This is a genomic window from Pseudoclavibacter sp. AY1F1, assembly GCF_002931075.1.
Lineage (GTDB): Bacteria > Actinomycetota > Actinomycetes > Actinomycetales > Microbacteriaceae > Pseudoclavibacter.
On record NZ_PSTQ01000010.1, the window covers coordinates 100,021 to 124,217 of the forward strand.

The following is a 24,197-nucleotide window of genomic DNA, read 5'->3' on the forward strand; positions in this document are numbered from 1 at the left end:
GTGGATGCCGCGACCGCGGCTCAGGCGCCCGGTCGCAGCGCCTGGATGAACTCGGCGACATCGCTCTCGACCTGCGCCGACACGGCCTTCGCGACCTTGGGGAACAGGATCGTGTTGGGCTGGTCTGCGGCCCGGAGTGCAGCATCCAGTGCCGCCTTCGCCGCGTACGTGTAGTAGTTGATTTTGCGGACGCCGCGCGTGATCGAGCTGTGGTACTCGTCGAGGCTGAGGCCGGAACCGCCGTGCATGACGATGGGCACACCAGTCGCGTCGCGCAGCTGCTCGATGAGCTCGTAGTTGAGCTTCGGCTCCTGGTGGTACATGCCATGCACGGTGCCGAACGACGCGGCGAGCGCGGTCACGCCCGTGCGCTCGACGAACTCCTTCGCCTGGGCCGGCTCGGTGTAGAGCGTCTCGTCGGCGACGCCCTGGCTGGGGTCACCGTTCTCGTTGCCAGTCATGACGCCGAGCTCTCCCTCGACGCCAACTCCACGCTCCTTCGCGAGCTTCACGACCTCGGTCGTGCGAGCGACGTTCTCCTCGTACGGCAGCGTCGACCCGTCGATCATGACTGAGTTGAAGCCGATGTCGAGGCCGCGGGCGATGTAGTCGATGTCCTCGCCGTGGTCGACGTGCAGCACAAACGGCGCCTCGCTGCGCGTCGCGAGGGCGAGCATCGCCGGCCCGATGTCGTCGATCGAGAGCGTGCTCTCGTGCACCTGCGCGTGCTGCAGGATGACGGGAACGCCGGCTTGCTCGGCGGCCGCGATCGTGCCGAGGAGCCCCTCGAAGTACGGGGTGTTGACTGCCGCGATGGCGATGTTGTGCTTCTGTGCGTAGCGGAGCGCTTCGTCGAGTCCGATGAGCATGCGTGGATCTTCTCTCTGGTGCCCTGGTGAGGAGCGGGTCAGTTGGTGGGGGAGGTGGACGCCTGCGCGTCGCGATGGTCGGCGAGCGCCTGGAACATCTCGGTGAGGATCTCGCGCCAGTCGGGGTGCTTGATGATGCCGCTTGTGCCGCCCGAGCAGTCGGCGCCCTGCTGCAGGACGCGCGTGATGTCCGCGCCGCGGCTCACGCCGGCAGCCTGCACGACGAGGATCGACGGGTCGACGTTCTTCACGATCTGGGTCGTGCGCTCGATGTAGTCGCCCGCATCCATCTGGCCCGTGCCGATGTTGGCGGTCGGCTCGCAGATCATGCCGGACGGGTCGAGGTCGGCGACGGCCCGGCACTGCAGGTCGGAGTCGGCGCAGACGATGGTTGCAAGACCGACCTCTTCGCAACGGCGCATCGCGCGGTCGAGGTCGGCCAAGGTGAGGGGGTGCTCAGCGTGGTTGAGCACGACGGCCTTGACGCCGGCCTCCGCGAGGCCTTCGGCGAGGATGTGCCCCATGCCGCGGCCCGGCACGATCGGGTCGACATGCTGGGCGGTGACGCAGAGGTTGGTCGTCTCGGCGACCACGGACCGCAGGTCGATGTGCTGCGCCGTGAAGACGACGTCGATGTCGAACTCTCCGGCGAGTTCGTCGGTGAGGTGGGCCAGCTTCATGAGTTCGCTGCCCGTCAGGTAGGCCTTCGGGTTGACGATGAGAAACGGGCTCCGTACAGGGATGGGGACAGCCATTGTCAGTTGCTCCTAGCGGATGTATGCACAAAGTTGCACTATAGATTGTACGAACGTGCAATGAGGTTAGTATCGCATCCACGGGCAGAAACTGGCAAGGCTTCGGACGCTGGAGCCCCACGGACAACGCCGCCCGTACCGATTTCGTCCCAGGCACCGCGAATAAGCTGGCACCTCACACTTGGACCAGGGAGCCACATGACTCGCGAACCCGTCTACTCATTTGCGATCGGGGTCGGGCGCACGGTGTTCGCCGCCCTCCGCGTTCGCCAGACGGTCCGCGGCGCGCACCACATCCCCGACACCGGCGGTGCCGTCATAGCGATGACCCACTTCGGGTACCTCGAGTTCGCGCTCGTCGAATGCGCGACCTGGATGCACAACCGTCGGCGCATCCGCTTCATGGCAAAGCAGAGTGTCTTCGACAAGCCCGTCGTCGGCCGCCTCATGCGCAGCATGCGACACATCCCCGTCAACATGAAGGCCGGCGCCGACGCGTTCGCAGCGGCCGCGACCGCGTTGCGTGACGGCGAGCTCATCGGAGTGTTCCCTGAGGCGGGCGTCAGCGCATCGTTCACGATCCGCGACTTCAAGACCGGGGCGGTGCGCCTCGCCGCCCAGGCCGAGGTGCCCATCATCCCCGTCGCCGTGTGGGGCGGGCACCGGCTGCTCACCAAGAATCGCAAGATCAGCATGAAGGAGCGCCTCGGTGTTCCCGTGCACTTCTCGTTCGGTGCGCCCATCCACGTCACTGCCGGTGAAGACCCGGCCGTCGCCACGGCGAAGCTCAAGACGACAATGGAGGCGCTGCTCGGCGAACTGCAGTCCAGCTACCCCGAAGACGGCACCGGCAAGTGGTGGCAGCCGCGCGTCCTCGGCGGCACCGCCCCCACGCCCGAGGAAGCCGCGGCCGCCGACGCCGCGCGCGACCGCCGGCGCGAAGCGGCCCGGGCCGCGCAGGCCGCCCGGAAGTAAGACGCGTGTAGGCGTTGGGACGCTTCGGCGGTCGCGGTGGTGGGGCGGTGCGGGGCGGTTACCCGCGATCCGTGTCCAACATGAGTGCAGAATCGGCGCTTCCGGCGCCAAAACCGGGCTGAGGGCCAGAAATCGCACCGATGTTGGACAGAGATCGGCGGCAGACGGAACCCGGTGCCACACTTGGCGCATGAACCGTGAGCTTCCCGGAACCCTGATGAGCATCGGCGAGTTCTCGCGCTACTCGGGGCTGAGCGTGCGCATGCTGCGGCACTACGCGGATCGAGGAGTGCTGGCACCGGCCGAGGTCGACGAGTTCAGCGGATACCGACGCTACGCACCCGCGCAACTGCAGGACGCTGGGCGGGTGCGGATGCTCCGCGACGCGGGCTGCGGCATCCCGGCGATCGCTGAACTCCTGCCGCTCTTCGACTCGCCTGACGTGCTGCGGGTTCGCCTGCAGTCGCACCTCGACGAGCTGAAGGCAGAGGCACGACGGGTGGCCGAGCAGCAGGTGCTCGCGGTGAACCTGCTTGGCGAGCTCGAGGCGCGAACACGACGGCTCGATGTCGTTGAGCGCACGTTCCCCGCGCTGCGCGTGCTCTACCTGCGGCGCACCGTCGCCGACTACCCGTCCGAGGGGCCGCTCTGGGTCAACTTCCGCGGGCCGGTCGCCGAGCTCACCTCGCGAGACCCGGCGGTCTTCGGCGACGTCGGCGGTGCCACCTACTTCGACGACGAGTATCGCGATTCCGACGTGGAGATGGCGATCTGGCGCGAGTACCGCGGTGCATCTGTGCCCGACGGATACGAGGTCGTCCAGCTGCCTGAGCAGCGCGTCGCCACCGTCACGCACCGCGGCGGCTTCGAGACGATCAACGAAGCGACTGCCACCGCGGGGGCCTGGGTCGCCGATCAGCACCGCACGAGAGTCGGGCCGATCTTCAACGTCTACGTGCACGGCCCCGGCCGCGACCCGAACCCCGACAACTGGGTCACCGAGGTGAACGTGCCGATCGCGGCCTGAGATCGGCACTTGACTCTCACACTGTGTGAGACCTCACGATCGGATCACCGGCGCACGAGGCCGGCGCCGCAACGCAGGGGCGCTGCGGCGCATCTGAACGAGAGGACAACGACCATGTCGGACAACATGAACTACTTCGAGATCGGCACCACCAACCCTGAAGCTGCGAAGGCCTTCTACGGCGATACCTTCGGCTGGACGTTCGGCTCGCTCGAGCCCGGCGGCTACGGGATGGTCGACGGCGCGGGCAACGGCGGCGGGCTCTGGGACTCGAACACCGTCGGCGGTGGCAGCTGGGCGGTCTTCTACGTCGAGGTCGAGAACATCGAGGCGAAGCTCGAGCAGGCCGCCGCGAACGGTGCCGAGACCGTGATCCCGCTGGTCGACAACGGCACCATCAAGTTCGCGCACCTGCGCGACCCGCTTGGCAACCGATTCGGCGTCTGGCAGCGCAAATCGCAGGACTGAGCAGCGCGATCGCACAAGCGAGAACCCCGCCCGCGAACGAATCGCGGGCGGGGTTCGCCTCTGCTGAGAACGACCGAGGTCGGACGGATCAGGTGTCGTGGATGACCGGTGCCTGCTCGGCCCTGCCATCGTCGTAGCCGCCAGCCGGATAGTCGGCGCGTTCCGGGTGGCGACGGAGCGCGATGACGGATGCCGCGCATCCACCCCACACGATCCCGATCGCGACGATGAGCATCGTGATGGCTTCCGGGGTCATCGGACCGCCTCCTTCTCGTTCTTGCGCAGCTCAGCCGCTGATGGCCAGGCGGTGAAATTGTCGGGGCTCGTGCGCCAGCGGATGAGCGTCATGACGGCGCTCGCCACCAGCATGATGAGGACCGCGCCCCAGCCGAAGACACCGATGTACCAGAGGGGGTAGCCCTCGTAGCCGTCGACGATGAGGGACCTGATCTGCTCAATGAGCATGTAGGTGAGGACAACCGGCGCGAGGATTCCCGTGAGCACAAGCCACCACTTGCCGAGCTGGAACGTCGAAACCGAGTTGAGATGCAGGCGCATCTCCTCGCCACGGCGAGCAACCCAGATGACGCCGATGCACGTCGCGACGGCGGACGCGATGATGCCGATGTTGTTGGTCCACATGTCGACAGTGTCGAGGGCGATGAGCCCAGTCGTGGTCGAGAACACCAGGATCGAGATGACGGCGCTGACGCTGCCCAGGATGATCGCGGCCTTGCGTGGAGTCCAGCCGAACTTGTCCTGGAACGCCGACGACACGACTTGAAGGATCGACAGCAGGGATGTGAACCCCGCCATCACGAGCGAGCCGAAGAACAGCGCCCCGAAGATCTGCCCACCGGGCATCTCCGAGATGATCGCCGGGAACGTCACGAACGACAGGATCGGGCCGGTCAGCCCCTCGAGCTCGCTCACTGCGACGTTCTGCTGGTGCGCCATGAAGCCGAGCGTCGCGAAGACTCCGATACCGGCGAGGATCTCGAACGACGAGTTGGAGAAGGCGACAACAAGACCGGGCGAGGTCATGTTCGATCGTCGGTTCCGGTACGAGGAGTAGGTGACCATGATGCCGTAGGCGATGGATAGCGAGAAGAAGATCTGGCTGTACGCCGCGATCCAGACGCTCGGGTCGCCCAGCGCGACCCAGTCAGGTGTGAAGAGCGCGTTGAGGCCGTCGGCGGCGCCCTCCAGGAAGAGTGCCCGGACCACGAGGATGAGGAACGACACGAGCAGCAGCGGCAGGAAGATGAAGTTCGTGCGCTCCACACCCTTCGCGATGCCCGCAGCCAACACGAAGATCGTGATGGCCCACACGGCAACGAGCGGGATGAGGACCGAAGGCACAAACTGCATGGAGATGCCAGGGTCGGAGACCTGCAGGAAGTCACTGATGAAGAATGCTGCCGGGTCGTCACCCCAGCCGAGGTTGAACGACAGCACGAAGAAGCTCAGCGCCCACGCGATGATCGCCGTGTAGTACAGGCCGATCACGAAGCAGATGAACACCTGGAACCAGCCGAGGCTCTCCATCCACTTCGCGACGCGACGGAAGGCGGTCGGTGCGGCCCCGCGCATCCGGTGCCCGATCGCGTAGTCGAGGAAGAGGATCGGAATGCCCGCCGTGATGAGCGCGACAAGGTATGGGATGAGGAACGCGCCCCCGCCGTTCTCATACGCGACGCCAGGGAAGCGCCAGATGTTTCCGAGGCCGACGGCGGAGCCGATGGCCGCGAGGATGAACCCGGTCTGGCCGGTCCATTGCTCGCGAGGCTTGACCTCGGTTGTTGTGGATGTCGTCATTGAGAATCCCCCAAGAGCGTCGTGAGCGGGTGCGCCTGCGACGACAAGCGCTCTGCTTGCTCGACGAGCCTAGTGAACTCGACAGCCACTTCGCATGCTCAGGACTGAATCGTGATTCGCGTGCGCCGCGCGACCCTTCCCGAATCTCGGTCGTCAGTGCTGCAGGAGGTGCAGGCGGCTGACCATGCGGAACGCGTCGGCACGGCCGGCGGCTGCGCCCACGAACTCGTCGAACGATGCGTCGGCGTGGAAGTGCGCCTCGATGTCGTAGTCGACGAGCACGTCGACGGCGTTGGCGAAACGCTGCTGCGGGTCACGGCCGACGGATGCGAGCAGCGGCACTTCCAGCACGTGCCACGTGTCGAAGTCGCGCGCCCACTGCAGGTACTCGAGCGACGACGTCTTCACGATGAACAGCTCCGCGAACGTTGCCCACAACTCGCGGCCGCGCACGGCGGTCACCTCGAAGGTGCGGCCGCCGAGCTCGAGCGTCGTCGACTCAGCTGGTGACGGGCAGTTGTCAGCGAACGCGAGGTCCGACTCGGCAGCGGAATCTCCGTCTGCGTGGCCAGCGGCGGCGGATGCGGCGCTCGGTACGTGAATCCAGGACCCGGTCGCAAATCCGCGACGCTCGACAGCGTCAACGCGCGAACGGCGGTAGTCGACCTCGCCGGGCAGCTCGACGACGTCGAGCTCACGCTCGATGAGCTCGATGCCGGGCTCGAAGATGTGGTGGTAGACGGGGCTCGGGAGGAGGCCGTGCGGCGGGTAGTTCGAGGTCGCGACGACCGTGATGCCGTGCTCGAGCGCGAACCGCAGCAGGCCGGTGAGCAGCGTCGCGTGGCCGGGGTCGTGCACATGGAACTCGTCGAACAGCAGCAGGCGAGCGTCGCCGATGAGCTCCCGTACTGCATTCTCGAACACGGTGTCAGAGCCGCGGTTCGCGAAGATACGGGAGTGCAGCTCGTTGAAGAACGAGTGGAAGTGGACGCGCAGTTTCCGCTCGATCGGGACCGCGTCGTAGAACGCATCCAGTAGCCACGACTTGCCGCGGCCCGCCGGACCCCACAGATAGAGGCCTCGCGGGGTCGCCGACCCGGCAGTGGATGCGTCGGCATCTTCTGCCTCGACGGCACCGAGCTGCGTTGATTCCGAAACGCCGGAAATGTCGCCCGCATCCGGGCTCAGAGCCCGGCGCTCACCAGAGACCGCCTCGTGCCCGACGATGTGCGCGCCGAGGGCTGCGAGACGCAGGGCGACCATCCGCTGACCGTCGTCGAGGGCGAAGCCGGCGGACGCGGCTGACGAGACGATGCTCGCGAAGACCTCGGCCGCAGCCTCGCTCGCACCCGCGCCAACAGTTTCGGGATGGGTTCCTCGCTTCGGGATGGGTTGCAACCCATCCCGAAGCGAGGAACCCATCCCAAGACTCAAGAGCGGCGATCCTTAGGAGATCGCGGTTGAGATCGCAGCCGAGGTGGCCGCCGAGATCGGTGCCGAGTTCGGTCCGACGACGTCGCCGAAGCGCTTCGGCAGGGTCGCGCCGCGCGCCTCCGAGAGCTCGGCGAGCGTGAACTCGAAGAGGCCCTGGACTTCGAGCTTCGCGTCGGCACCCGTGCCGTCGCTCACGCCGACGCGCGTGACGGGGAAGTCGCGCGCTTCGCACATGGCCTGGAAGCGCACGTCATCGTCGTGGGGAACGGAGACGAGGATGCGCCCGGCCGACTCGCTGAAGAGCGCGGTAGCCGCATCCACCCCCTCCTTCTGCATGAGACCGTCGAGCACGATGCGCGCGCCGACGCCGAAGCGGGTCGAAGACTCGACGATCGCCGCCGCGAGGCCACCCTCGGAGAGGTCGTGCGCCGAGGTGAGGAGGCCCTGCTGGCCGGCGCCGATGACGAGGTCGGCTAGCGCCTTCTCGCGCTCGAGGTTGACCTGCGGCGGCAGACCGCCGAGGTGCCCGTGGACCACGTCGGCCCAGATGGAACCGGAGAGCTCTTCGAGGGTCGTGCCGAGGAGGTAGAGGTTGTCGCCCTCCTCCTGCCAGCCGGACGGGACGCGGCGGGCCACGTCGTCGATGAGGCCGAGCACCGCGACGACGGGCGTCGGGTGGATGGGCACGTCGCCGGTCTGGTTGTAGAACGACACATTGCCGCCCGTGACGGGAATGCCGAGCTCGAGGCAGGCGTCGGCGAGGCCCTCGACGGCCTGCGCGAACTGCCACATGACCTCGGGGTTCTCGGGGCTGCCGAAGTTGAGGCAGTCGGAGACGGCGGCCGGGCGTGCGCCGGTGGCTGCGACGTTGCGGTACGCCTCGGCGAGGGCGAGCTTCGCACCCGCGGACGGGTCGAGCTGCGCGTAGCGGCCGTTGGCATCGAGGCTGATGGCAAAGCCGAGCCCGGACTCCTCATCGATGCGCACCATGCCGGCGTCTTCCGGCGTGCCGAAGGCGGTGTTGCCGAGCACGTAGCGGTCGTACTGCTGCGTGATCCACTCGGGGTTGGCGAGGTTCGCCGACGAGATGAGGGCGAGCACCTGCTCGCGGAGCTCTTCGCCCGACTGGGGGCGGGGGAGCGCGGATGCGGAGTCGGCTTGGAGTGCGTCGATCCACGTCGGGTAGGCGACTGGGCGGTCGTAGACGGGGCCGTCGATCGCGACGGTGCGCGGGTCGACGTTCACGATCTCGACACCGCGCCAGTTGATGACGAGGCGGCCCGTGTCGGTGACCTCGCCGAGCACGCTCGTCTCGACGTCCCACTTGTCGACGATCGCCATGAACGCGTCGAGCTTGTCGGGAGCGACGACCGCCATCATGCGCTCCTGGCTCTCCGACATGAGGATCTCCTCAGCCGTCAGGTTCGGGTCGCGCAGCAGCACCTTGTCGAGCTCGATGTACATGCCGCCGTCGCCGGCAGCTGCGAGCTCGCTCGTCGCGCAGGAGATTCCGGCGGCGCCCAGGTCCTGGATGCCCTCGACGACCTTCTCGCGGAACAGCTCGAGGCAGCACTCGATGAGCACCTTCTCGGCGAACGGGTCGCCGACCTGGACTGCTGGACGCTTCGTGGGGCCCTTCTCGTCGAACGAGTCCGAGGCGAGGATGGAGGCGCCGCCGATGCCGTCGCCACCCGTGTGGGCGCCGAAGAGCACCACCTTGTTGCCGGCGCCGCGCGCGTTCGCGAGGTGCAGGTCCTCGTGGCGGAGCACGCCGACCGCGAGGGCGTTGACGAGCGGGTTCGCCTGGTAGACGCTGTCAAACCAGGTTTCGCCGCCGATGTTCGGCAGGCCGAGGCAGTTGCCGTAGAAGGAGATGCCGCTCGTGACGCCGTGCACGACCCGCGCGGTGTCGGCCTCGTCGATGGCGCCGAAGCGGAGCGCATCCATGACGGCAACCGGGCGGGCGCCCATCGAGATGATGTCGCGGACGATGCCGCCGACACCGGTCGCGGCGCCCTGGAACGGCTCGATGTAGGAGGGGTGGTTGTGCGACTCGACCTTGAAGGTCACAGCCCAGCCCTCGCCGGCGTCGATGACGCCCGCGTTCTCGCCCATGCCGACCATGAGGTTCTTCTTCATCTCGTCAGAGACCTTCTGGCCGAACTGGCGCAGGTAGTTCTTCGAGGACTTGTAGGAGCAGTGCTCCGACCACATGACCGAGTACATGGCCAGCTCGCCCGAGGTGGGGCGGCGGCCGAGGATCTCGCGGATCTTGTCGTACTCGTCAGGCTTCAGCCCGAGGGCGCCGTACGGCTGCTCCTTCTCGGGAGTCGCCTTCGCGTTGTCGACGGTGTCCGGGACGTGAATGGTCTGGCTGCTCACTGGCGAGGCTCCTTCTGGCGGCGCGATGCGGAGAAGTCGGGGCGTGTCCGCACCGGACGAGTCTACGGCGTTCGCGGGCGCCCGCGTCCGAGGAGGAGTCGCCTGACCGACTTCAGTGCGATTTCGGCCGTATCTGGCGTCTCGGCGTCAGATGCCGCAGATTTTGCACTGATGTTGGACACGCGCGGGGTAGCCGGCGCGCATCGAGCGCGGGGCAGCTGGCGCGGTCGAGCCCAGCGGGGTGCTTCTAGACCAGGCGCACGTCGCAGCCGGCCGCCCGAAGTGCCGCGACCTCAGCAGGGTCTGCCTCCGTTCCGGTGATGAGGCTCTCGAACTCGCTGAGCCCGCCGATGACGCCGACGTGGGCGCGGCCGAGCTTGCTGGCGTCGGCGACGACCACAGAGCGGTCGGCGGTGCCCAGCATGGCCCGCTTCAGCTCGGACTCCGGCAGGTTCACGTTCGTGACACCTGCGCCGACCTGCACACCGGTGCAGCCGATGATCGCGAGGTCGGTGTGGATGCGCTCGAGCATCGCGGACGCGTAGGGCGCGACAAGCGAGTGCTGGAGCGGGCGGAGGGTGCCTCCGGTCACGACGACGGTGAAGCGGGGAATGGCCGATTCGAGCGCGAGCGCGATCGAGAGTCCGTTGGTGATGATCACGACGTCATCGAGGTCGTCGCGAGCGAGCAGTGCTTCGGCGACTGCAGTCGTGGTCGTCCCGACGTCGAGGAGCACGCTCGAGCCGCTTGTCACGAGCGCGGCGGCGGCGATGCCGATGCGCCGCTTCTCGGCGGCGGCGCTCTGCTGTGCCGTCTCGAACGACGTCTCCAGGCCGACCGGCCCGTGCCCGTAGATCGCCCCGCCGTGGACTCGGCCGAGGATTCCCTCGCGCTCGAGCGCCGTGAGGTCTGACCGCACCGTGACCTCCGACACTCCGAGCTCGCGGCTCAAATCCGCGACCCTCGCGAAGCCGGTACGTTTGACGAGCTCGACCACGTCGGCTCTCCGTGCCTCTGCTGGGCGGTCTGGGGTCGAGTCGTTGTTCACCACAATGCACAGCTTACGCCTTCGCAAGAGAATCGAAGCTTGACTTTCGAAAACGAAAGTGGCGTAATCGGAGCGTGCAATCCCTCACGAACAACATCGTCAAGCGCGAGACGCTGCTCTCCGACGGCCGCGAGCTCATCTACTTCGACGACGCCGACACGACGCTCGACCCGGAGCGCGCCCTCGACAGTCGCATCCCCGCCGACAGGCCCCCCGTCGCCGAGATGCGTCAGGACCCGCTCACCGGTGAGTGGATCTCCATCGCGGCCGCCCGCCAGAACCGCGTCATGCTCCCGCCCAAACACCTCGACCCGCTGGCGCCCTCGAGCCCCGCGAACCTCACCGAGGTGCCGAGTAACTACGACGTCGCGGTCTTCGAGAACAAGTCGCCATCGTTCGGCCCGACGCTCGCCGACGCCGACTTCAACGCGGCTGCGCAGCTCGAGGAGCTTGCATCCGTTGGCCTCGGCCGTACGAAGCCGTCGATCGGCCGGTGCGAGGTCGTCTGCTTCAGCCCCGAATCCGAGGGGTCGTTCGCGTCGCTCTCGCTCTCGCGCGCCCGCACCGTCGTCGAGGCGTGGGCTGACCGCACGGCCGCGCTCTCGCAGCTGCCCGGCGTGCAGCAGGTGTTCCCCTTCGAGAACCGCGGCAAAGACATCGGCGTCACCCTGCACCACCCGCACGGTCAGATCTACTCGTACCCGTACATCACGCCCCGCACGGCAGCCCTCATCCGCTCGGTCGAGAAGTACGGGCCCACGTTGTTCCAGGACATCCTTGACTACGAGCAGGCCTCCGATCGCGTGCTGATCCGCGGCGAGCACGTCACGTTCTTCGTGCCGTTCGCCGCGAGGTGGCCGCTCGAGGTGCACATGCTGCCGCACCGTCACGTCGCAGACCTCGCCGAGACGACGCCGGAGGAGCGCGACGAGATCGCCCGCGAGTACCGCCGCGTGCTGCGCGCGATCGACGCGATCTACAACACCCCGACCCCCTACATCGCGGCCTGGCATCAGGCGCCCGTCAACTCACATCGGGATGACATCAGGCTCATGCTGCAGATCACGTCACCTCGGCGCGCCGAGGACAAGCTCAAGTTCCTCGCGGGATCCGAGTCGGCGATGGGTGCTTTCATTGGCGACGTCCCGCCCGAAGCCACGGCGGGCCTCCTGCGCGCGGCGCTCGCGAAGGTGGACGCAGCGTGACCCGGCCAGAGCTGGCGACGGTGGCGACGGATGCGTTCGCGCGCATCCACGGCGGCGCAGCAGACGGCCTCTGGTCGTCGCCGGGTCGCGTGAACCTCATCGGCGAGCACACCGACTACAACGAGGGCTTCGTGTTCCCGTTCGCCATCGACCGGCACACGGTGGTTGCCGCGAGGCTGCGCGACGACCGGCTCGTCCGCGTCTCGAGCGGCCTTCGCGATGGCGTCGAGGAGATCTCGATCGACGACCTGGCGCCGGATGCGCTTGGCGGCTGGTCCGCGTACGCACTTGGTGTTCTGTGGGCCGCCGGGCAGTTCGGCGCGGAACTCAGCGAGGTCCGCGGGCTCGACCTGCACGTCGAGTCGGACGTGCCCCTCGGGGCTGGGCTGTCCTCATCCGCTGCCCTCGAGGGTGCCGTGGCAGTCGCGATCGACGAGCTGTGGCAGCTTGGGCTCGACCGGCGGACGCTCGCGCGCATCGGCCGCCTCGCCGAGAACGAGGCTGTTGGCGCCCCGACGGGCATCATGGACCAGTCGGCGGTGCTCCTCGGTCAGCGTGATTCCGGTGTGCTGCTTGACTGCCGTTCGCTCGAGTCTACGATCGTGCCGCTCTCGTTCGAGGCGCAGGGGCTTGCGGTGCTTGTCGTCGACACACGCGTCGAGCACGCTCACGCCAACGGCGGCTACGCCGACCGGCGCGCGTCCTGCGAGCGGGGAGCTGCTGGCCTCGGCGTCTCGTCGCTGCGCGCCGTGAGCGTCGACGACCTGGCGCGGGCCGAGCAGGTCCTGGACGAGGAGACCTTCCGCCGCGTGCGTCACATCGTGACCGAGAACGCCAGAGTTCTCGCCGTCGTGGATGCGCTGCGCGACAGCGGCCCGCGCAGCATCGGCCCGCTGCTCGCCGAGTCGCACGCATCGATGCGCGACGATTTCGAGATCTCCGTGCCCGAGCTTGACCTCGCTGTATCGACGGCCGTCGCTGCAGGGGCCATCGGCTCGCGCATGACGGGCGGCGGTTTCGGGGGAGCGGCGATCGCGCTCGTGGAACGCGATGATCTCGCATCCATCTCGCAGAGCATCCACGAGGCCTTCGCGTCGGCGGGCTTCACGGAGCCCGCAACGTTCGAGGTGCTCCCCTCCCAAGGCGCCGCCCGCGTCTAGGGGGCCCTGGGTGTGTGCTGCGCCCGGCGGTTTCTCGCCGGCCGGGCGCGGCGCTGGCGCTTGCTCCGCCGGCCGGGCGCTCGCATCTCCGGCGCAGATGTTGGGGTTGTGCACTGCTGCTTGCGCCGAGGATGCGCCTTCCATAGGTCTGCGCGCGGACCGCGCTTCCCGGCATAGACCTGGGGCTTGCGCATCCGCTCGCAGCCAAACGGATGCGCGAGGCCCAGGTAAGTTCGCGCGCCGGCCTCTCCTCCGCAGACGTAGGGCCCTCCGCAAACTTGGGGCCCTGCACAGACGTGGGGCCCGCGCATCCGCTCGTCGCCGAACGGATGCGCGGGGCCCAGGTTTGCGGACCTGCTGCGCCGCTACCCGCGCGGGGCGAGCGACACGATGAGGTCGGTGCGCAGGTCGTCGGGGTTCATCTCGGGGCTCGGTTCGGTGACGTAGATCTCCACCATCGAGCCTGGGCCGTCGCCGGAGTCCAGGACATCCTGCATGAGGCGCCCCCACGATTCGCCGAGGCCGTCGAACGAGCCGAGGTGCGAGGCGCCGGCAGCAGGACCGACCGGCAGCGTTGAGTTCTGGATCGTGATGTCCCCGACGAGCGTCTTCTCTCGAATGGGCTCGACAACCGGGAAGCCGATCTCGACGTCGAACGTCTGGGCTGGGTCGCCGTGGTAAACGGCGAGGGCGGGACCTGCAGGCTGCACCTTGCCGGCCCCGATCGCGGCGCCAAGTGCCTGGAACGTCGTGTCGAAGAGCGTGCGCAGGTCGCCCATCGTGACGTTGTCGTACCGGGCGACGGCCAGCGGAACGGCGGTCAACTCGAAGCGCTCCACGCCCTGGCGGGGCGATTCTGGCAACGGCAGTGTCTCTGGCATGGTGTCCTCCTCGACGCCCCGTTCGAGCGGGGCAGATGCTTGACGCCAACCTAGGGCAAGCAGTCGTGCGCCGGCCGCAGTTTCGGGGTCTTCCCGGCATTCTCTGCACAATGTCTGGAGTCACCCGGCACCACCGTGAGGCGCTACGATTCCGCAGGTGGCGCGCCGGCGCAGATGACGGTCGGGTGGATGCGCCACCGGAACCACGAGAGACACGAGCTGCGCATGAACACGGTCGAGAACAACGGCATCGACACCGGGGCGACGCAGAAGCAGCCCCTCGCGCGTGCGCTGACGGCGCGGCACATCCGCTTCATGGCGCTCGGCTCGGCCATCGGAACGGGCCTCTTCTACGGGTCGTCGGCTGCGATCCAGGCCGCCGGCCCAGCCGTGCTGCTCGCCTACATGATCGCCGGCGCCGCCGTCTTCATGGTGATGCGCGCGCTCGGGGAGATGACGGTGCGTCACCCCGTGACGGGGTCGTTCGGGCAGTTCGCGAACCGCTACCTCGGCGCGCGCTGGGGCTTCATCACCGGTTGGACGTACGCGTTCGAGATGGTCGTCGTCGCGATCGCCGACGTCACCGCGTTCGGCGTCTACATGGGCTTCTGGTACCCGGACGTCGCGCGCTGGGTCTGGATCGTCGCCGTCATCCTCTTCATCGCCGCCATCAACCTGCTCGGCGTGCGCGCGTTCGGCGAGCTCGAGTTCTGGCTCGCCCTCGTCAAGGTCACGGCGATCATCGCCATGATCGCGGGCGGCATCGCGATCATCATCTTCGGCTTCGGCAACCAGTCAGCGGATGCGTCCGGCATCGGCGCGCTCTTCAACCCGGCGGCGGGCGGGTTCTTCCCGATGGGCATCGAAGGCCTCATCGCCTCCTTCGCGATCGTGGTCTTCGCGTTCGGCGGCATCGAGATCATCGGCATCACGGCGGGCGAGGCGCAAGACCCGAAGCGGGTCATCCCGAAGGCCATCAACAGCGTGCCGCTGCGCATCCTCCTCTTCTACGTCGGCGCGCTCGCGGTCATCATGATGCTCGCGCCGTGGAACACGATCACGGGGGATGCGAGCCCGTTCGTCTCGATCTTCGACGGCCTCGGGATCCCCGCCGCCCCGCACATCCTGAACTTCGTGGTCATCACGGCGGCGCTCTCGGCCATCAACTCGGACGTGTTCGGGGCTGGGCGCATGATCTTCGGCCTCGCCGAGCAGGGGCAGGCGCCGCGCGTCTTCCTGCGCGTCTCGAGGAACGGCGTACCGTGGGCGACGGTGGCGCTCATGGTCGCGGCGCTCGCGGTCGGCGCGTGGATGAACGCCGTGATCCCCGAGGACGTGTTCCTCGTGATCGCCTCGATCGCGACCTTCGCGACCGTGTGGGTGTGGATCATGATCGTCTGCTCGCACATCGCGATGAAGCGTGACATCGCGCGTGGCGGGCGGAGCGCTTCCGAGTTCCCCGTTCCGCTGTGGCCGTACGCGTCGTGGGCGACGCTGGGCTTCCTCGTGTTTGTGCTCGGGGTGCTCGGCTGGTTCGAGAACACGCGCGTGGCCCTCGTGGTCGGTGCCGTGTGGCTGGCGCTGATGCTCCTTGCCTACCAGTTCGCCGTCGGGGCGGCCGGTAAGCGGCGGGCGGACCTCGTCGACGAGACGGGCACGCTCGAGGTTCAGCCCCGCGAGCAGACGCCGGAAGTCAAGGGCACCTCGCGCGACTGACCCGCCCCGATACGATGGGGGCGCACATTCCCGGTGAAACACGATGACTGAGGCGAGCAACTTGCAATACATCTCTACCCGTGGCGGCATGCTCGGTTCCTACTCCGACGTTCTTCTCGAGGGCCTCGCCCCGAACGGCGGGCTCGCCGTGCCGGAGCTGCTGCCCCGCTTCACGAACGAAGACCTGGAGAGCTGGCGCTCGCTCGACTACGCAGGGCTGGCTACGGCGGTGCTCGGCCTCTTCGCGACCGACATCCCGCGCGACGACCTCGAGCAGCTCACGGCGCACGCGTACGGCGAGGGCCGCTTCGTGTCGGAAGATGTCGTGCCGCTGCAGAAGCTGGATGCGCGGCTCACGCTGGTCGGCCTGTCCGAGGGGCCGACCCTCGCGTTCAAGGACATGGCCATGCAGTACCTGGGCCAGACGCTCGACTACGTGCTCGGCAAGCGCGACCGCGTGCTCAACGTGCTCGGCGCGACCTCGGGCGACACCGGGTCCGCCGCGGAGCACGCGCTGCGCGGCCGCGAGCGCGTGTCCGTCTTCATGCTTTCCCCGCAGGGCCGCATGAGCGCGTTCCAGCGTGCGCAGATGTACTCACTGCAGGACGAGAATGTGCACAACATCGCGGTCAAGGGCGTCTTCGACGACTGCCAGAACCTCGTGAAGCGCCTCGCCGAGGACATCGACTTCAAGCGCGGCAACAACATCGGCGCCGTGAACTCGATCAACTTCGGCCGCATCTCGGCCCAGATCGCGTACTACGTCTGGGCGTGGCTGCGGGCGACTGACGAGCTGTCGGCGGATGCGCGTGACGGCTTCGAGGTGTCGTTCGCGGTGCCGTCCGGCAACTTCGGCAACATCCTGTCCGGCCTGTACGCGAAGCTCATGGGCCTGCCCGTGCGCAAGCTTGTGCTCGCCGTCAACGAGAACAACGTGCTGGACGAGTTCTTCCGCACGGGCTTCTACCGCCCGCGCAACGCCGAGAACACGCTCGCCACGTCGAGCCCCTCGATGGATGTGTCGCGCGCGTCGAACCTCGAGCGCTTCGTCTTCGAGTTGCTCGGCCGCGACGGCGGACGCACGGCGGCCGCGTGGAGCGAGCTCGCAGAGACCGGCGAGATCGACCTGTCGGTGGCCCAGCACACGTTCGAGCCGCTCTTCGGCATCGTCAGTGGCACCAGCACGCATGCCGACCGCCTCGCGACGATCCGCAGCGTCCACGACGCATCCGGGATCACGATCGACCCGCACACGGCCGACGGCGTGAAGGTCGCCCGCGAGCACCTCGAGGACGGCGTGCCCATGCTGGTGCTGGAGACCGCGAAGCCGCAGAAGTTCGCCGACACGATCTCTGAGGCGCTCGGCGCCGAGGTCGAGGTCGACGCGGAAACACAGGCCCTCCTCGACGCACCCCAGCGGGTCGTCGAGCTCGACGACGACGAGCAGGCACTGCGCGCGTTCATCGCGGAGCGCGTGCTGCGCTAGCTGCCCGCCCGCACTCGCCTCCGCCGCGCCCTCGCCCCCGCCCGCCCCGACGGGCACAAGAGTTGGCCAGATGCACCTCCCTGATCTCAGGGGGATGCATCTGGCCAACTTTTCTCGCGGGGCGCCGCCGCGTGCTTCGCCCCGCCCGCCCGCGCCGCGCGCCTACTTGTAGTGGTGCTCTCCGCGGGCGGCCTTCTCGACGACATCCTGGATGCGCGCGGCACGGATCGCGGGCGTCTTGATGCCCGTGATGCGGAAGATCACCTGGAAGCGTTCCTGCTTCTTCATGGCCTCGAAGAAGGCGAGCGCCGCGGGATTCGCGTCGAGCGCCGCCTGCAGGTCGGCGGGAACCACCGCATCCTTGACTCGGTAAGCGGCGTCCCAGCGGCCGTCGGCCTTGGCTCGTTCGACCTCCGCGTGGCCGGCCGGCTGCATCCGCCCCTCCTCGATGAGGCGTGCCACGTGCCCGACGTTGATCTGCGACCACGGGCTGTTCTTCCGCCGAGGCGTGAACGCCTGCAGCATGTAGTCGTCGTCGAACCGCGCCGACTGGCCGTCGATCCACCCGAAGCAGAGGGCCACCTCGAGGGCCTCTTGCCAGGTGATGCCCGGCGCCTTCGAGAGCTTCTTCCGCAGCTTCAGGCGGACGCCGCCGTCGTCGGGACCGGCCGCGAGGAACTCCTCCCACTGCGCGATCGTGAATTCGTGGATGGGTTTGTCGGCAAAGCTCACCATGTCGTCATCCTAGGAGGGCATCTGGCCAGTCGGCGCCGTCCAACTTCCGCGATGGATGCGCCTCACCGGTCGCCAGCCACGCGTCCCTCCCCGCTTCATCCCGGAAGTCGGTCAAGACCCGCGCCCAGCAGGAGGCTGAGCGCGGGCCTTGACCGTCGGTCCAAGTCGCCGAAACGTTGCGCCTACCCGGCGATGAAGCTCATGAGGAGCCGCACCGAGAGGGCGAGCACCGCGAACAAGCCGATGATGCCGAACGCGTTCTGCCACCACCTGTTGCGCATCTCGCCCATCAGCGAACGCCGGTTGGCCATGATGATGATGAGCGCGGCCAGGATGGGCGCAACCAGGATCGTCAGGGCCTGGGCGAGCACGATGAGCTCGACCGGCGAGGTCTGGAAGAGCAGCGTCACGCCGAGCCCGAAGGCCAGGATGAACCCGCTCGTGATCCGCGCCGTGAGCGTGTTCGCGGAGCCGCCCCTTCCGACGGCGTCGGACAGCATCGTGCCGCCCGCGATGGCGTTGGGGATCATCGAAGAGAAAGCTGACCCCGCGAACCCGAGGGCGAAGATGAAGCCTCCCACCGGGCCGGCCAGCGGCTCGAAGATGGCCGCGAGTCCGGTGATCGAGGTCGCCGTCTCCTCGGTCTTGCCCAGGGCGCCTGCCGCGACGATGATGACAAGCCCCGTCATGATGCCGGGCGCGATGATGCCTGGGATCGTGTCGACGAGCGTCACGTCGCGGTAGTCCTCCTCCGTGCGGCCGCGCTCCTTCGTGCCGTATGAGGTGTAGAAGGCGGCGTTGATGGAGAAGTTCGTGCCGACGAGGGCGACGATGAGCAGCCACGAGCCCTCTGGCGCCGTGAGGATGAGCCCCCGGCCCGCCGCGGACCAGTCTGGGTTCACGACGAACGCGCTCACGACGAAGCAGATCGCCATGAGGGCGACGATGCCGATGAGCACCTTCTCGATGACGTTGTAGATGCTGCGGATGAACAGCACGGCTGCGACGCCGAGCGTGCAGATGGCGGTCCACATGACGGGGGAGGAGCCCTCGACGAGCATGGAGAGCCCGAGGCCGGAGCCGACCGCGTTGCCCACCGAGAAGCAGAGCGTGATGAGGAAGACGCCGACGCCGGCGACGACCCCGAAGGGCTTCCCGAGGTGGTCCTTGATGGAGGCGATGAGCGAGACCGGCGACTTGATGCCGAGGCGCACGCTCATGTCCGTGAGGAAGATCATGAGCACCGTCGAGACGGCGATGACCCAGATGAGCGTGTACTGGTACGAGCTTCCCGCCTGGACGGCGGTGGTGAGGTTGCCCGGGCCGAACTGCCAGGCGCCCGCGACGAACGCGGGGCCGATGAGGGCCAGCTGCTGCCAGAAGCGGCGGCGAGTGCGGCTGGATTCGACGATCGTGCGGACTGCTTCGGTCGAGATGCGCGCGTGGCCTGTGCCCGGCGTCGAGTGGAGGCGTGTGTCGCCCATGGGGGTCTCCTTCGTGGAGTGCGGCTCAGCGGATGCTGTGCATCCGGCCGCGAAGTCGTCATTGACTTGGAGGGCGCGCAGGTTGGGGGAACCGGCGCGACCAGAGCCGCTTCTGGGCGGCGTGTGTCGTCGATCGTCGAGCAGTCGACGTCAAGCGTAGGGGCAGCGACCCTGTTGTCGCTGCCCCTCCCTGCTAGGAAGCGACCGTGACTCGGTCGAGCCCGGCGAGAGCAAACGCCTCGGCGATCTCGCGGTCCGCGCCGTCGGCGAGCGGCAGCAGCGGGGTGCGCACGGTCGCGTGGTCGAGGATGCCCCGGTGCACAAGGCCCCACTTGAGTGCAACTGTGCCTTCCATGTGCGAGCCGCGGTGGTACACGTTCTTCGTGACGGGCAGGAGGCGCTCGTGGATCTCGTGCGCACGGTCGTAGTCGTGCGCCTTGCCTGCCTCGATGAGCTCGACAAGTGCCTCGGGAGCGATGTTGCCGTAGCCGACGAGCAGGCCGTCGACATCGAACATCGTGGGCAGCAGGTACTCGTCGTGACAGGAGAGGATCTGCAACTCCGGGTAGGCGGCGCGCAGCGCGGGGATCTCGGTGTACCAGCGGCGCATGTTGCGCACGCCGTTCTTCGTCGCGAACACACCCTCCTGGCCTGCGATCTCGAGCTGCGTGTCGAGGTTGTAGCTGGCCTTCGTGTTGTCGGGGTACTGGAAGAGGATCAGCGGGAGTCCACTCTCTTCGTAGATGTCCCGGTACCGCGTCTGCGGTGCGCCGTCCTGGTAGCCGAAGCGCAGCCATCCGTGGGACGGGTAGACGAGGCCGGCGGACGCGCCAGCATCCACTGCCCGCTTGGCTTCTTCGGCGGCGACGGCGTTGCCCTCCTGGGTGATGCCGGCGACGATCGGGATGCGGGAGTCGACCGACTCGCGGAAGGCCGTGATGACCTTGGCCTGCTCGGTCTGCGTGAGGAACGTGCCCTCGCCGGCGTGGCCGAGGACGACGAGGCTCTTGACCCCGTCGACGGAGCCGAGCCAGGAGCCGAGGCGCTGGATGGCGTCGTAGTCGACGGCTCCATCCTCGGTGAAGGGCGTGACGGGGGCGGGGGAAAGGCCGCGGAGATCGATCGACATCTTGTCTTCCTTTGCTCATCGTTGAGGTGGTGGGTCCCGGCCGTCGCGAGCTGGCGGTGCTTCTGCTTCTGCACTTGCGTTTTGCAAACGTTTGCGGGAACGATTGCAAGTCTTGATGCAAACGTTTCCACTGTCAACCCCCGGATCCTGAGATTCCTGCCGGAGGAGCGTCAGCGCCCGGGATACACTCCTCCGCATGAGGCGAAACGACAGTGCTGTTGCCCCCGGTGCGGGCGAGCGTCGAGTCGTGACCCTCAAGCAGGTCGCCGCGGAAGCAGGTGTCAGCATCTCGACGGTCAGCCGCATCCTCGACGAACGCGCCGCCCAATCGCAGTCGGTGACGGCCGTGCGCGTCCGCGAGATCGCGAACGAGCTCGGCTACCGGCGCAACGTCTTCGCGTCCCAGCTCCGCCGCGGGTCCACCAGTACCATCGGCGTGCTCGTGCCGCGCCTCAGCGACACGGTCATGGCGCTCATGTACGAAGCGATCGAGCGCGCCGCGGCCGCACGAGGCTACGTCGCCGTCGTCGCGACGACGGGCGACGATGCCGAAGGCGAGCAGCGCGCAGCCCAAGTGCTCCTCGACCGCAACGTCGACGCGCTCATCATCGCCTCATCGCGCCGTGTCGACAGCTTCCCCCAGTCGCTGCAGGAGTCAGGCATCCCGCTCGCGCTCGTGCTGCGCACCGACGGGGTGAGCCCCTCCTCTCTCGGCGACGACGAGGTCGGCGGCTACCTCGCCGTGCGCCACCTCATCGACCTCGGGCACCGCGACATCGCGCTCGTCACCGGACCGGACTTCACCTCCAGTGCCCGCGACCGTCTCGCCGGGGCCCTGCGAGCGGCGCGCGAGGCCCACGTCGAGATCCCGGAGCATCGCATCGCGGGCGACGGCTTCCGCATCGAGCATGGCGCTGCCGCGGCCGAGCGCATCCTGAACGCCACCAATGTGCCGCCGACCGCCATCTTCGCCGCCAACGACAACCTCGCCCTCGGCGTCATGGCCGCCTCGCACCGCCACGGCCTGCGCATCGGCACCGACCTGGCGCTCGTCGGTTACAACGACGTCCCTCTCGCCGAGGCGCTGCCCGTGCCGCTCACTTCGGTGCGCACTTCGTTCGACCAGATCGCGACGACGGCACTCGAGCTGCTGCTGACGCCCGGGGTCGGGCCAGCCATCCGGCGCGCGATGCCGACCCTCATCCCGCGAGCATCCAGCTGCCCGCCACCGCACCGCTGAGGCTCCGGGCCGCCGCAGCTTCCGCTTCCGAGGTGGCCCTGACCAACATCAGTGCAAAATCGGGGCTTCCTGGGGCGTAACGGCACATTCGGGCGTTTATTGCACTGATGTTGGACAGAGCCTGGCCAGAGCTTGACTCGAATGGCTCGGCGGGCAAGCGCTGCGCAGCGTTACTCCGCTGCTCGCGTCAGTCGTCGAGCAGGTCGAGGAGGGTTCGGATGATCGCCTCGCGCTCCTCGTCGCTCGGCAGGAGCTTCGCCGCTTCCGGCAGGCTCTCGCGCGACTCGGTGACAAACGACGTCGAGTGGTAGAGGCCGTCGCCGAGGAGCTTCGTCATGTGCGCGACGAGGGGGCTGCCGGTCGACTCGAGGATCGTGTCGTGCCACGAGCGTTCGAGTTCGAGGATGGCGCGGGTCGCGCCCTGGTTGCCGTTGCGGGAGAGGTTCATGACGGCGAGCCAGGCGGTGTCGAGCTCGTCGCCGACGGAGCTGCTCATCTCGATGAAATGGCGGACGGTGGTCGCGGCATCACCCTGCAGCTGGTCCGCGCTTGCACGGGCCATGCCTGCGAAGCGCGCGATGAGCGCGTCTGCCAGCGCTTCCTTCGAGGGGAAGTGGTAGATGAGACCACCCTTCGAGACGCTGGCGATGCGGGCAACGGCGTCGAGGGTGGTCGCGGCGACGCCCACTGTGGTCAGTGACTCCTCGTAGGCGTCGAGGATCTTCTCTCTGGCGGAGCTCATGGCCGACATCCTACAGTTGCCAACTGTACCGGCTGGTCGGTATAGTCCTCTCTTATGACCACACTGATCGAACAGCGCGCAGGCCGGAAGGAATGGCTCGGCCTCGCGGTGCTGATGCTCCCCGTCCTCCTCGTGTCGATCGACAACACGGTCCTCAGCTTCGCCCTTCCCTACATCGCGCTCGACCTCGAGCCGAGCGCCGCGATGCAGCTCTGGATCATCGACATCTACCCGCTTGTCCTTGCGGGGCTCCTCGTCACGATGGGCTCGTTCGGCGACCGCATCGGCCGCCGCAAGCTGCTGCTCATCGGATCCACGGGCTTCGCGCTCGTCTCCGTGCTTGCGGCGTTCTCCGTCTCGGCCGAGATGCTGCTGCTGTCACGCCTGCTGCTCGGCGTATTCGGCGCCATGATCATGCCCTGCACGCTCTCGCTGCTCCGTGGCATGTTCCACGACCGCGCGCAGCGCCGCCTCGCCATCGCGATCTGGGCGACCGGCTTCTCGGCGGGCACGGCCATCGGGCCGATCGTCGGCGGTGTGCTCCTCGAGCACTTCCACTGGGGATCCGTGTTCCTCATCGCCGTGCCGTTCCTGCTGCCGCTCCTGATCTTCGCGCCGCTGCTCGTCACCGAGTCGCGCGACCCGAACCCCGGCCCCATCGACGTGCCCGCGATCCTGCTCTCCATGGCGGCGCTCGCGCCGATCGTCTTCGCCATCAAGCACACCGCGACTGACGGCCTCGACTTCATCTCGGTCGGCGCGCTCCTCGTCGGCCTGCTGTCCGGCTGGCTGTTCGTGCGGCGCCTCCTCAAGCAGGAGAACCCGATCCTCGACATGCGTCTCTTCGCGGTGCCCGCCTTCACCGGCTCGGTGCTCGTGAACCTCGTGAGTGTCGTCGCGCTGGTCGGGCTGCTCTTCTTCCTGTCGCAGCACCTCCAGCTCATCCTCGGCCTCACGCCGCTGCAGGCCGGTCTCATGCTGCTGCCCGGAACGGTCATGATGATCGTCGCCGGCCTCCTCATCGTGCGCGTCGTGCGCCGCGTGAAGGTGCACATCGCCATGGCGTTCGGCCTCGGCCTCGCGTTCCTCGCCTACCTGTCGCTTGCGATCACGGGCGGCTCCGCCCCGCTGTGGATGCTCGTGGCGGCGTTCACGCTGCTCGCGGCGGGAATCGCCATCGCCGAGACGCTCTCGAACGACGTCATCATCGCGAGCGTTCCGCCGGCGAAGGCCGGCGCGGCTTCCGCCGTGTCGGAGACGGCGTACGAGGTGGGCGCGGTGCTCGGCACGAGCGTCCTCGGCGGCGTGCTGACGGCGAGCTACCGTTCCGGCATGGTTGTGCCGGAAGGTGCAACGGCCGAGCAGGCTCACGCCGCCCGCGAGACGCTCGCTGGCGCCGTGAACGTCTCGAGCGAGCTTGAAGCGAGCGGCATGACGTCGCAGGCCCAGACCCTGCTTGACTCGGCGTTCCACGCCTTCGACGCGGGCAGCACGGTCACGTCGGCGGTTGGTGCCGTGCTCATGGTCGGCGCGATCTTCCTCGCGCTGCGCATGGTCGGCAAGGCCTCGGCGTAGCTCGCGGCGGGGCCGGGAAATCGGCAGAAATCGCGCCAGACACCCGGACCCGGTACTGTCGCAGTCGA

At 67.9% G+C, this 24,197-nt stretch carries 21 protein-coding genes; 9 read left to right on the forward strand and 12 right to left on the reverse strand.

Annotated elements, in window-relative coordinates:
* Window positions 1-20 precede the first annotated feature (20 nt).
* Window positions 21-869 (reverse strand): class II fructose-bisphosphate aldolase, encoded by an 849-nt coding sequence (locus tag C5B85_RS14465; RefSeq protein ID WP_104286714.1) that lies wholly within the window; start codon window positions 867-869, stop codon window positions 21-23.
* Between the two features lie 38 nt (window positions 870-907).
* Window positions 908-1,624: a triose-phosphate isomerase gene (locus C5B85_RS14470; protein ID WP_104286715.1), complete on the reverse strand. Its 717-nt coding sequence runs from the start codon at window positions 1,622-1,624 to the stop codon at window positions 908-910.
* Window positions 1,625-1,822: 198 nt separating this feature from the next.
* On the opposite strand from C5B85_RS14470, the gene C5B85_RS14475 reads away from it, so the two are divergent.
* The 3 genes from C5B85_RS14475 (at window position 1,823) to C5B85_RS14485 (ending at window position 4,094) form a co-directional block, all read left to right on the forward strand.
* A complete protein-coding gene (locus C5B85_RS14475) occupies window positions 1,823-2,599 on the forward strand; it encodes a 1-acyl-sn-glycerol-3-phosphate acyltransferase (RefSeq protein ID WP_104286716.1) in 777 nt (258 codons plus the stop codon).
* A 190-nt stretch (window positions 2,600-2,789) separates the two neighbouring features.
* Window positions 2,790-3,626 carry a MerR family transcriptional regulator gene (locus tag C5B85_RS14480; RefSeq protein WP_104286717.1) on the forward strand — a complete coding sequence of 279 codons (837 nt, stop codon included), beginning with the start codon at window positions 2,790-2,792 and terminating at the stop codon, window positions 3,624-3,626.
* Window positions 3,627-3,740: 114 nt separating this feature from the next.
* Complete coding sequence (locus tag C5B85_RS14485; RefSeq protein ID WP_104286718.1) at window positions 3,741-4,094, forward strand: VOC family protein; 354 nt, start codon at window positions 3,741-3,743, stop codon at window positions 4,092-4,094.
* 88 nt (window positions 4,095-4,182) lie between these two features.
* On the opposite strand, the gene C5B85_RS14490 is transcribed toward C5B85_RS14485, so the two are convergent.
* The 5 genes from C5B85_RS14490 to C5B85_RS14510 form a co-directional block, all read right to left on the reverse strand.
* The gene (locus C5B85_RS14490) at window positions 4,183-4,350 is read right to left on the reverse strand and encodes a methionine/alanine import family NSS transporter small subunit (protein ID WP_104286719.1); all 168 of its coding nucleotides are present in this window, start codon (window positions 4,348-4,350) and stop codon (window positions 4,183-4,185) included.
* Complete coding sequence (locus C5B85_RS14495; RefSeq protein WP_104286720.1) at window positions 4,347-5,912, reverse strand: sodium-dependent transporter; 1,566 nt, start codon at window positions 5,910-5,912, stop codon at window positions 4,347-4,349. Before C5B85_RS14495 ends, C5B85_RS14490 begins: the two co-directional genes overlap by 4 nt.
* 153 nt (window positions 5,913-6,065) lie before the next feature.
* A complete protein-coding gene (zapE, locus tag C5B85_RS14500; protein WP_104286721.1) occupies window positions 6,066-7,334 on the reverse strand; it encodes a cell division protein ZapE in 1,269 nt (422 codons plus the stop codon).
* 24 nt (window positions 7,335-7,358) lie between these two features.
* A complete protein-coding gene (purL, locus tag C5B85_RS14505; RefSeq protein WP_104286722.1) occupies window positions 7,359-9,728 on the reverse strand; it encodes a phosphoribosylformylglycinamidine synthase subunit PurL in 2,370 nt (789 codons plus the stop codon).
* Between the two features lie 247 nt (window positions 9,729-9,975).
* Complete coding sequence (locus tag C5B85_RS14510; protein WP_258070816.1) at window positions 9,976-10,779, reverse strand: DeoR/GlpR family DNA-binding transcription regulator; 804 nt, start codon at window positions 10,777-10,779, stop codon at window positions 9,976-9,978.
* Between the two features lie 71 nt (window positions 10,780-10,850).
* On the opposite strand from C5B85_RS14510, the gene galT reads away from it, so the two are divergent.
* Both galT and galK read left to right on the forward strand, forming a co-directional pair.
* Window positions 10,851-11,981, forward strand: coding sequence for a galactose-1-phosphate uridylyltransferase (galT, locus tag C5B85_RS14515; RefSeq protein WP_258070817.1), 1,131 nt, complete (start codon window positions 10,851-10,853; stop codon window positions 11,979-11,981).
* A complete protein-coding gene (gene galK, locus C5B85_RS14520; RefSeq protein ID WP_374953101.1) occupies window positions 11,978-13,141 on the forward strand; it encodes a galactokinase in 1,164 nt (387 codons plus the stop codon). Before galT ends, galK begins: the two co-directional genes overlap by 4 nt.
* A 365-nt stretch (window positions 13,142-13,506) precedes the next feature.
* On the opposite strand, the gene C5B85_RS14525 is transcribed toward galK, so the two are convergent.
* A complete protein-coding gene (locus C5B85_RS14525) occupies window positions 13,507-14,022 on the reverse strand; it encodes a GyrI-like domain-containing protein (protein WP_104286723.1) in 516 nt (171 codons plus the stop codon).
* Window positions 14,023-14,247: 225 nt separating this feature from the next.
* Between C5B85_RS14525 and C5B85_RS14530 the strand changes: the two genes are divergently transcribed.
* Window positions 14,248-15,738 carry an amino acid permease gene (locus tag C5B85_RS14530; RefSeq protein WP_104286768.1) on the forward strand — a complete coding sequence of 497 codons (1,491 nt, stop codon included), beginning with the start codon at window positions 14,248-14,250 and terminating at the stop codon, window positions 15,736-15,738.
* A 61-nt stretch (window positions 15,739-15,799) separates the two neighbouring features.
* Window positions 15,800-17,224 carry a threonine synthase gene (gene thrC / locus C5B85_RS14535; protein ID WP_104286769.1) on the forward strand — a complete coding sequence of 475 codons (1,425 nt, stop codon included), beginning with the start codon at window positions 15,800-15,802 and terminating at the stop codon, window positions 17,222-17,224.
* A gap of 162 nt (window positions 17,225-17,386) precedes the next feature.
* Here the strand turns inward: thrC and C5B85_RS14540 are convergent, their stop codons facing one another.
* From C5B85_RS14540 to C5B85_RS14550, 3 genes are all read right to left on the reverse strand, one after another.
* Entirely contained in the window at window positions 17,387-17,959 is a 573-nt protein-coding gene (locus C5B85_RS14540) for a YdeI family protein (protein WP_104286724.1), read from the reverse strand.
* A gap of 182 nt (window positions 17,960-18,141) precedes the next feature.
* The gene (locus C5B85_RS14545; protein WP_104286725.1) at window positions 18,142-19,443 is read right to left on the reverse strand and encodes an Nramp family divalent metal transporter; all 1,302 of its coding nucleotides are present in this window, start codon (window positions 19,441-19,443) and stop codon (window positions 18,142-18,144) included.
* Window positions 19,444-19,636: 193 nt separating this feature from the next.
* Window positions 19,637-20,572 carry a dihydrodipicolinate synthase family protein gene (locus tag C5B85_RS14550; RefSeq protein ID WP_104286726.1) on the reverse strand — a complete coding sequence of 312 codons (936 nt, stop codon included), beginning with the start codon at window positions 20,570-20,572 and terminating at the stop codon, window positions 19,637-19,639.
* 196 nt (window positions 20,573-20,768) lie between these two features.
* Between C5B85_RS14550 and C5B85_RS14555 the strand changes: the two genes are divergently transcribed.
* On the forward strand, window positions 20,769-21,812 hold the full coding sequence (locus tag C5B85_RS14555; RefSeq protein ID WP_104286727.1) for a LacI family DNA-binding transcriptional regulator: 1,044 nt from the start codon (window positions 20,769-20,771) through the stop codon (window positions 21,810-21,812).
* A 187-nt stretch (window positions 21,813-21,999) separates the two neighbouring features.
* Here C5B85_RS14555 and C5B85_RS19410 read toward each other — a convergent pair whose 3' ends face one another.
* Window positions 22,000-22,554, reverse strand: coding sequence for a TetR/AcrR family transcriptional regulator (locus C5B85_RS19410; RefSeq protein ID WP_104286728.1), 555 nt, complete (start codon window positions 22,552-22,554; stop codon window positions 22,000-22,002).
* Between the two features lie 54 nt (window positions 22,555-22,608).
* On the opposite strand from C5B85_RS19410, the gene C5B85_RS14565 reads away from it, so the two are divergent.
* Window positions 22,609-24,129, forward strand: a complete 1,521-nt coding sequence (locus C5B85_RS14565) for an MFS transporter (RefSeq protein ID WP_181064453.1) — start codon at window positions 22,609-22,611, stop codon at window positions 24,127-24,129.
* The last annotated feature ends 68 nt before the right edge of the window (window positions 24,130-24,197 follow it).

Excerpts from the sequence above, each read along its gene's own strand:
- C5B85_RS14470 (WP_104286715.1), bottom strand. The coding sequence starts at position 1,624 with ATGGCTGTCCCCATCCCTGTACGGAGCCCGTTTCTCATCGTCAACCCG.
- C5B85_RS19410 (WP_104286728.1), bottom strand. The coding sequence starts at position 22,554 with ATGAGCTCCGCCAGAGAGAAGATCCTCGACGCCTACGAGGAGTCACTG.
- zapE (WP_104286721.1), bottom strand. The coding sequence starts at position 7,334 with ATGGGTTCCTCGCTTCGGGATGGGTTGCAACCCATCCCGAAGCGAGGA.
- C5B85_RS14565 (WP_181064453.1), top strand. The coding sequence starts at position 22,609 with ATGACCACACTGATCGAACAGCGCGCAGGCCGGAAGGAATGGCTCGGC.
- C5B85_RS14495 (WP_104286720.1), bottom strand. The coding sequence starts at position 5,912 with ATGACGACATCCACAACAACCGAGGTCAAGCCTCGCGAGCAATGGACC.
- C5B85_RS14550 (WP_104286726.1), bottom strand. The coding sequence starts at position 20,572 with ATGTCGATCGATCTCCGCGGCCTTTCCCCCGCCCCCGTCACGCCCTTC.
- C5B85_RS14545 (WP_104286725.1), bottom strand. The coding sequence starts at position 19,443 with ATGGGCGACACACGCCTCCACTCGACGCCGGGCACAGGCCACGCGCGC.
- C5B85_RS14530 (WP_104286768.1), top strand. The coding sequence starts at position 14,248 with ATGAACACGGTCGAGAACAACGGCATCGACACCGGGGCGACGCAGAAG.
- C5B85_RS14485 (WP_104286718.1), top strand. The coding sequence starts at position 3,741 with ATGTCGGACAACATGAACTACTTCGAGATCGGCACCACCAACCCTGAA.
- C5B85_RS14490 (WP_104286719.1), bottom strand. The coding sequence starts at position 4,350 with ATGACCCCGGAAGCCATCACGATGCTCATCGTCGCGATCGGGATCGTG.
- C5B85_RS14465 (WP_104286714.1), bottom strand. The coding sequence starts at position 869 with ATGCTCATCGGACTCGACGAAGCGCTCCGCTACGCACAGAAGCACAAC.
- C5B85_RS14540 (WP_104286724.1), bottom strand. The coding sequence starts at position 17,959 with ATGGTGAGCTTTGCCGACAAACCCATCCACGAATTCACGATCGCGCAG.
- C5B85_RS14475 (WP_104286716.1), top strand. The coding sequence starts at position 1,823 with ATGACTCGCGAACCCGTCTACTCATTTGCGATCGGGGTCGGGCGCACG.
- C5B85_RS14525 (WP_104286723.1), bottom strand. The coding sequence starts at position 14,022 with ATGCCAGAGACACTGCCGTTGCCAGAATCGCCCCGCCAGGGCGTGGAG.
- C5B85_RS14480 (WP_104286717.1), top strand. The coding sequence starts at position 2,790 with ATGAACCGTGAGCTTCCCGGAACCCTGATGAGCATCGGCGAGTTCTCG.
- C5B85_RS14555 (WP_104286727.1), top strand. The coding sequence starts at position 20,769 with ATGAGGCGAAACGACAGTGCTGTTGCCCCCGGTGCGGGCGAGCGTCGA.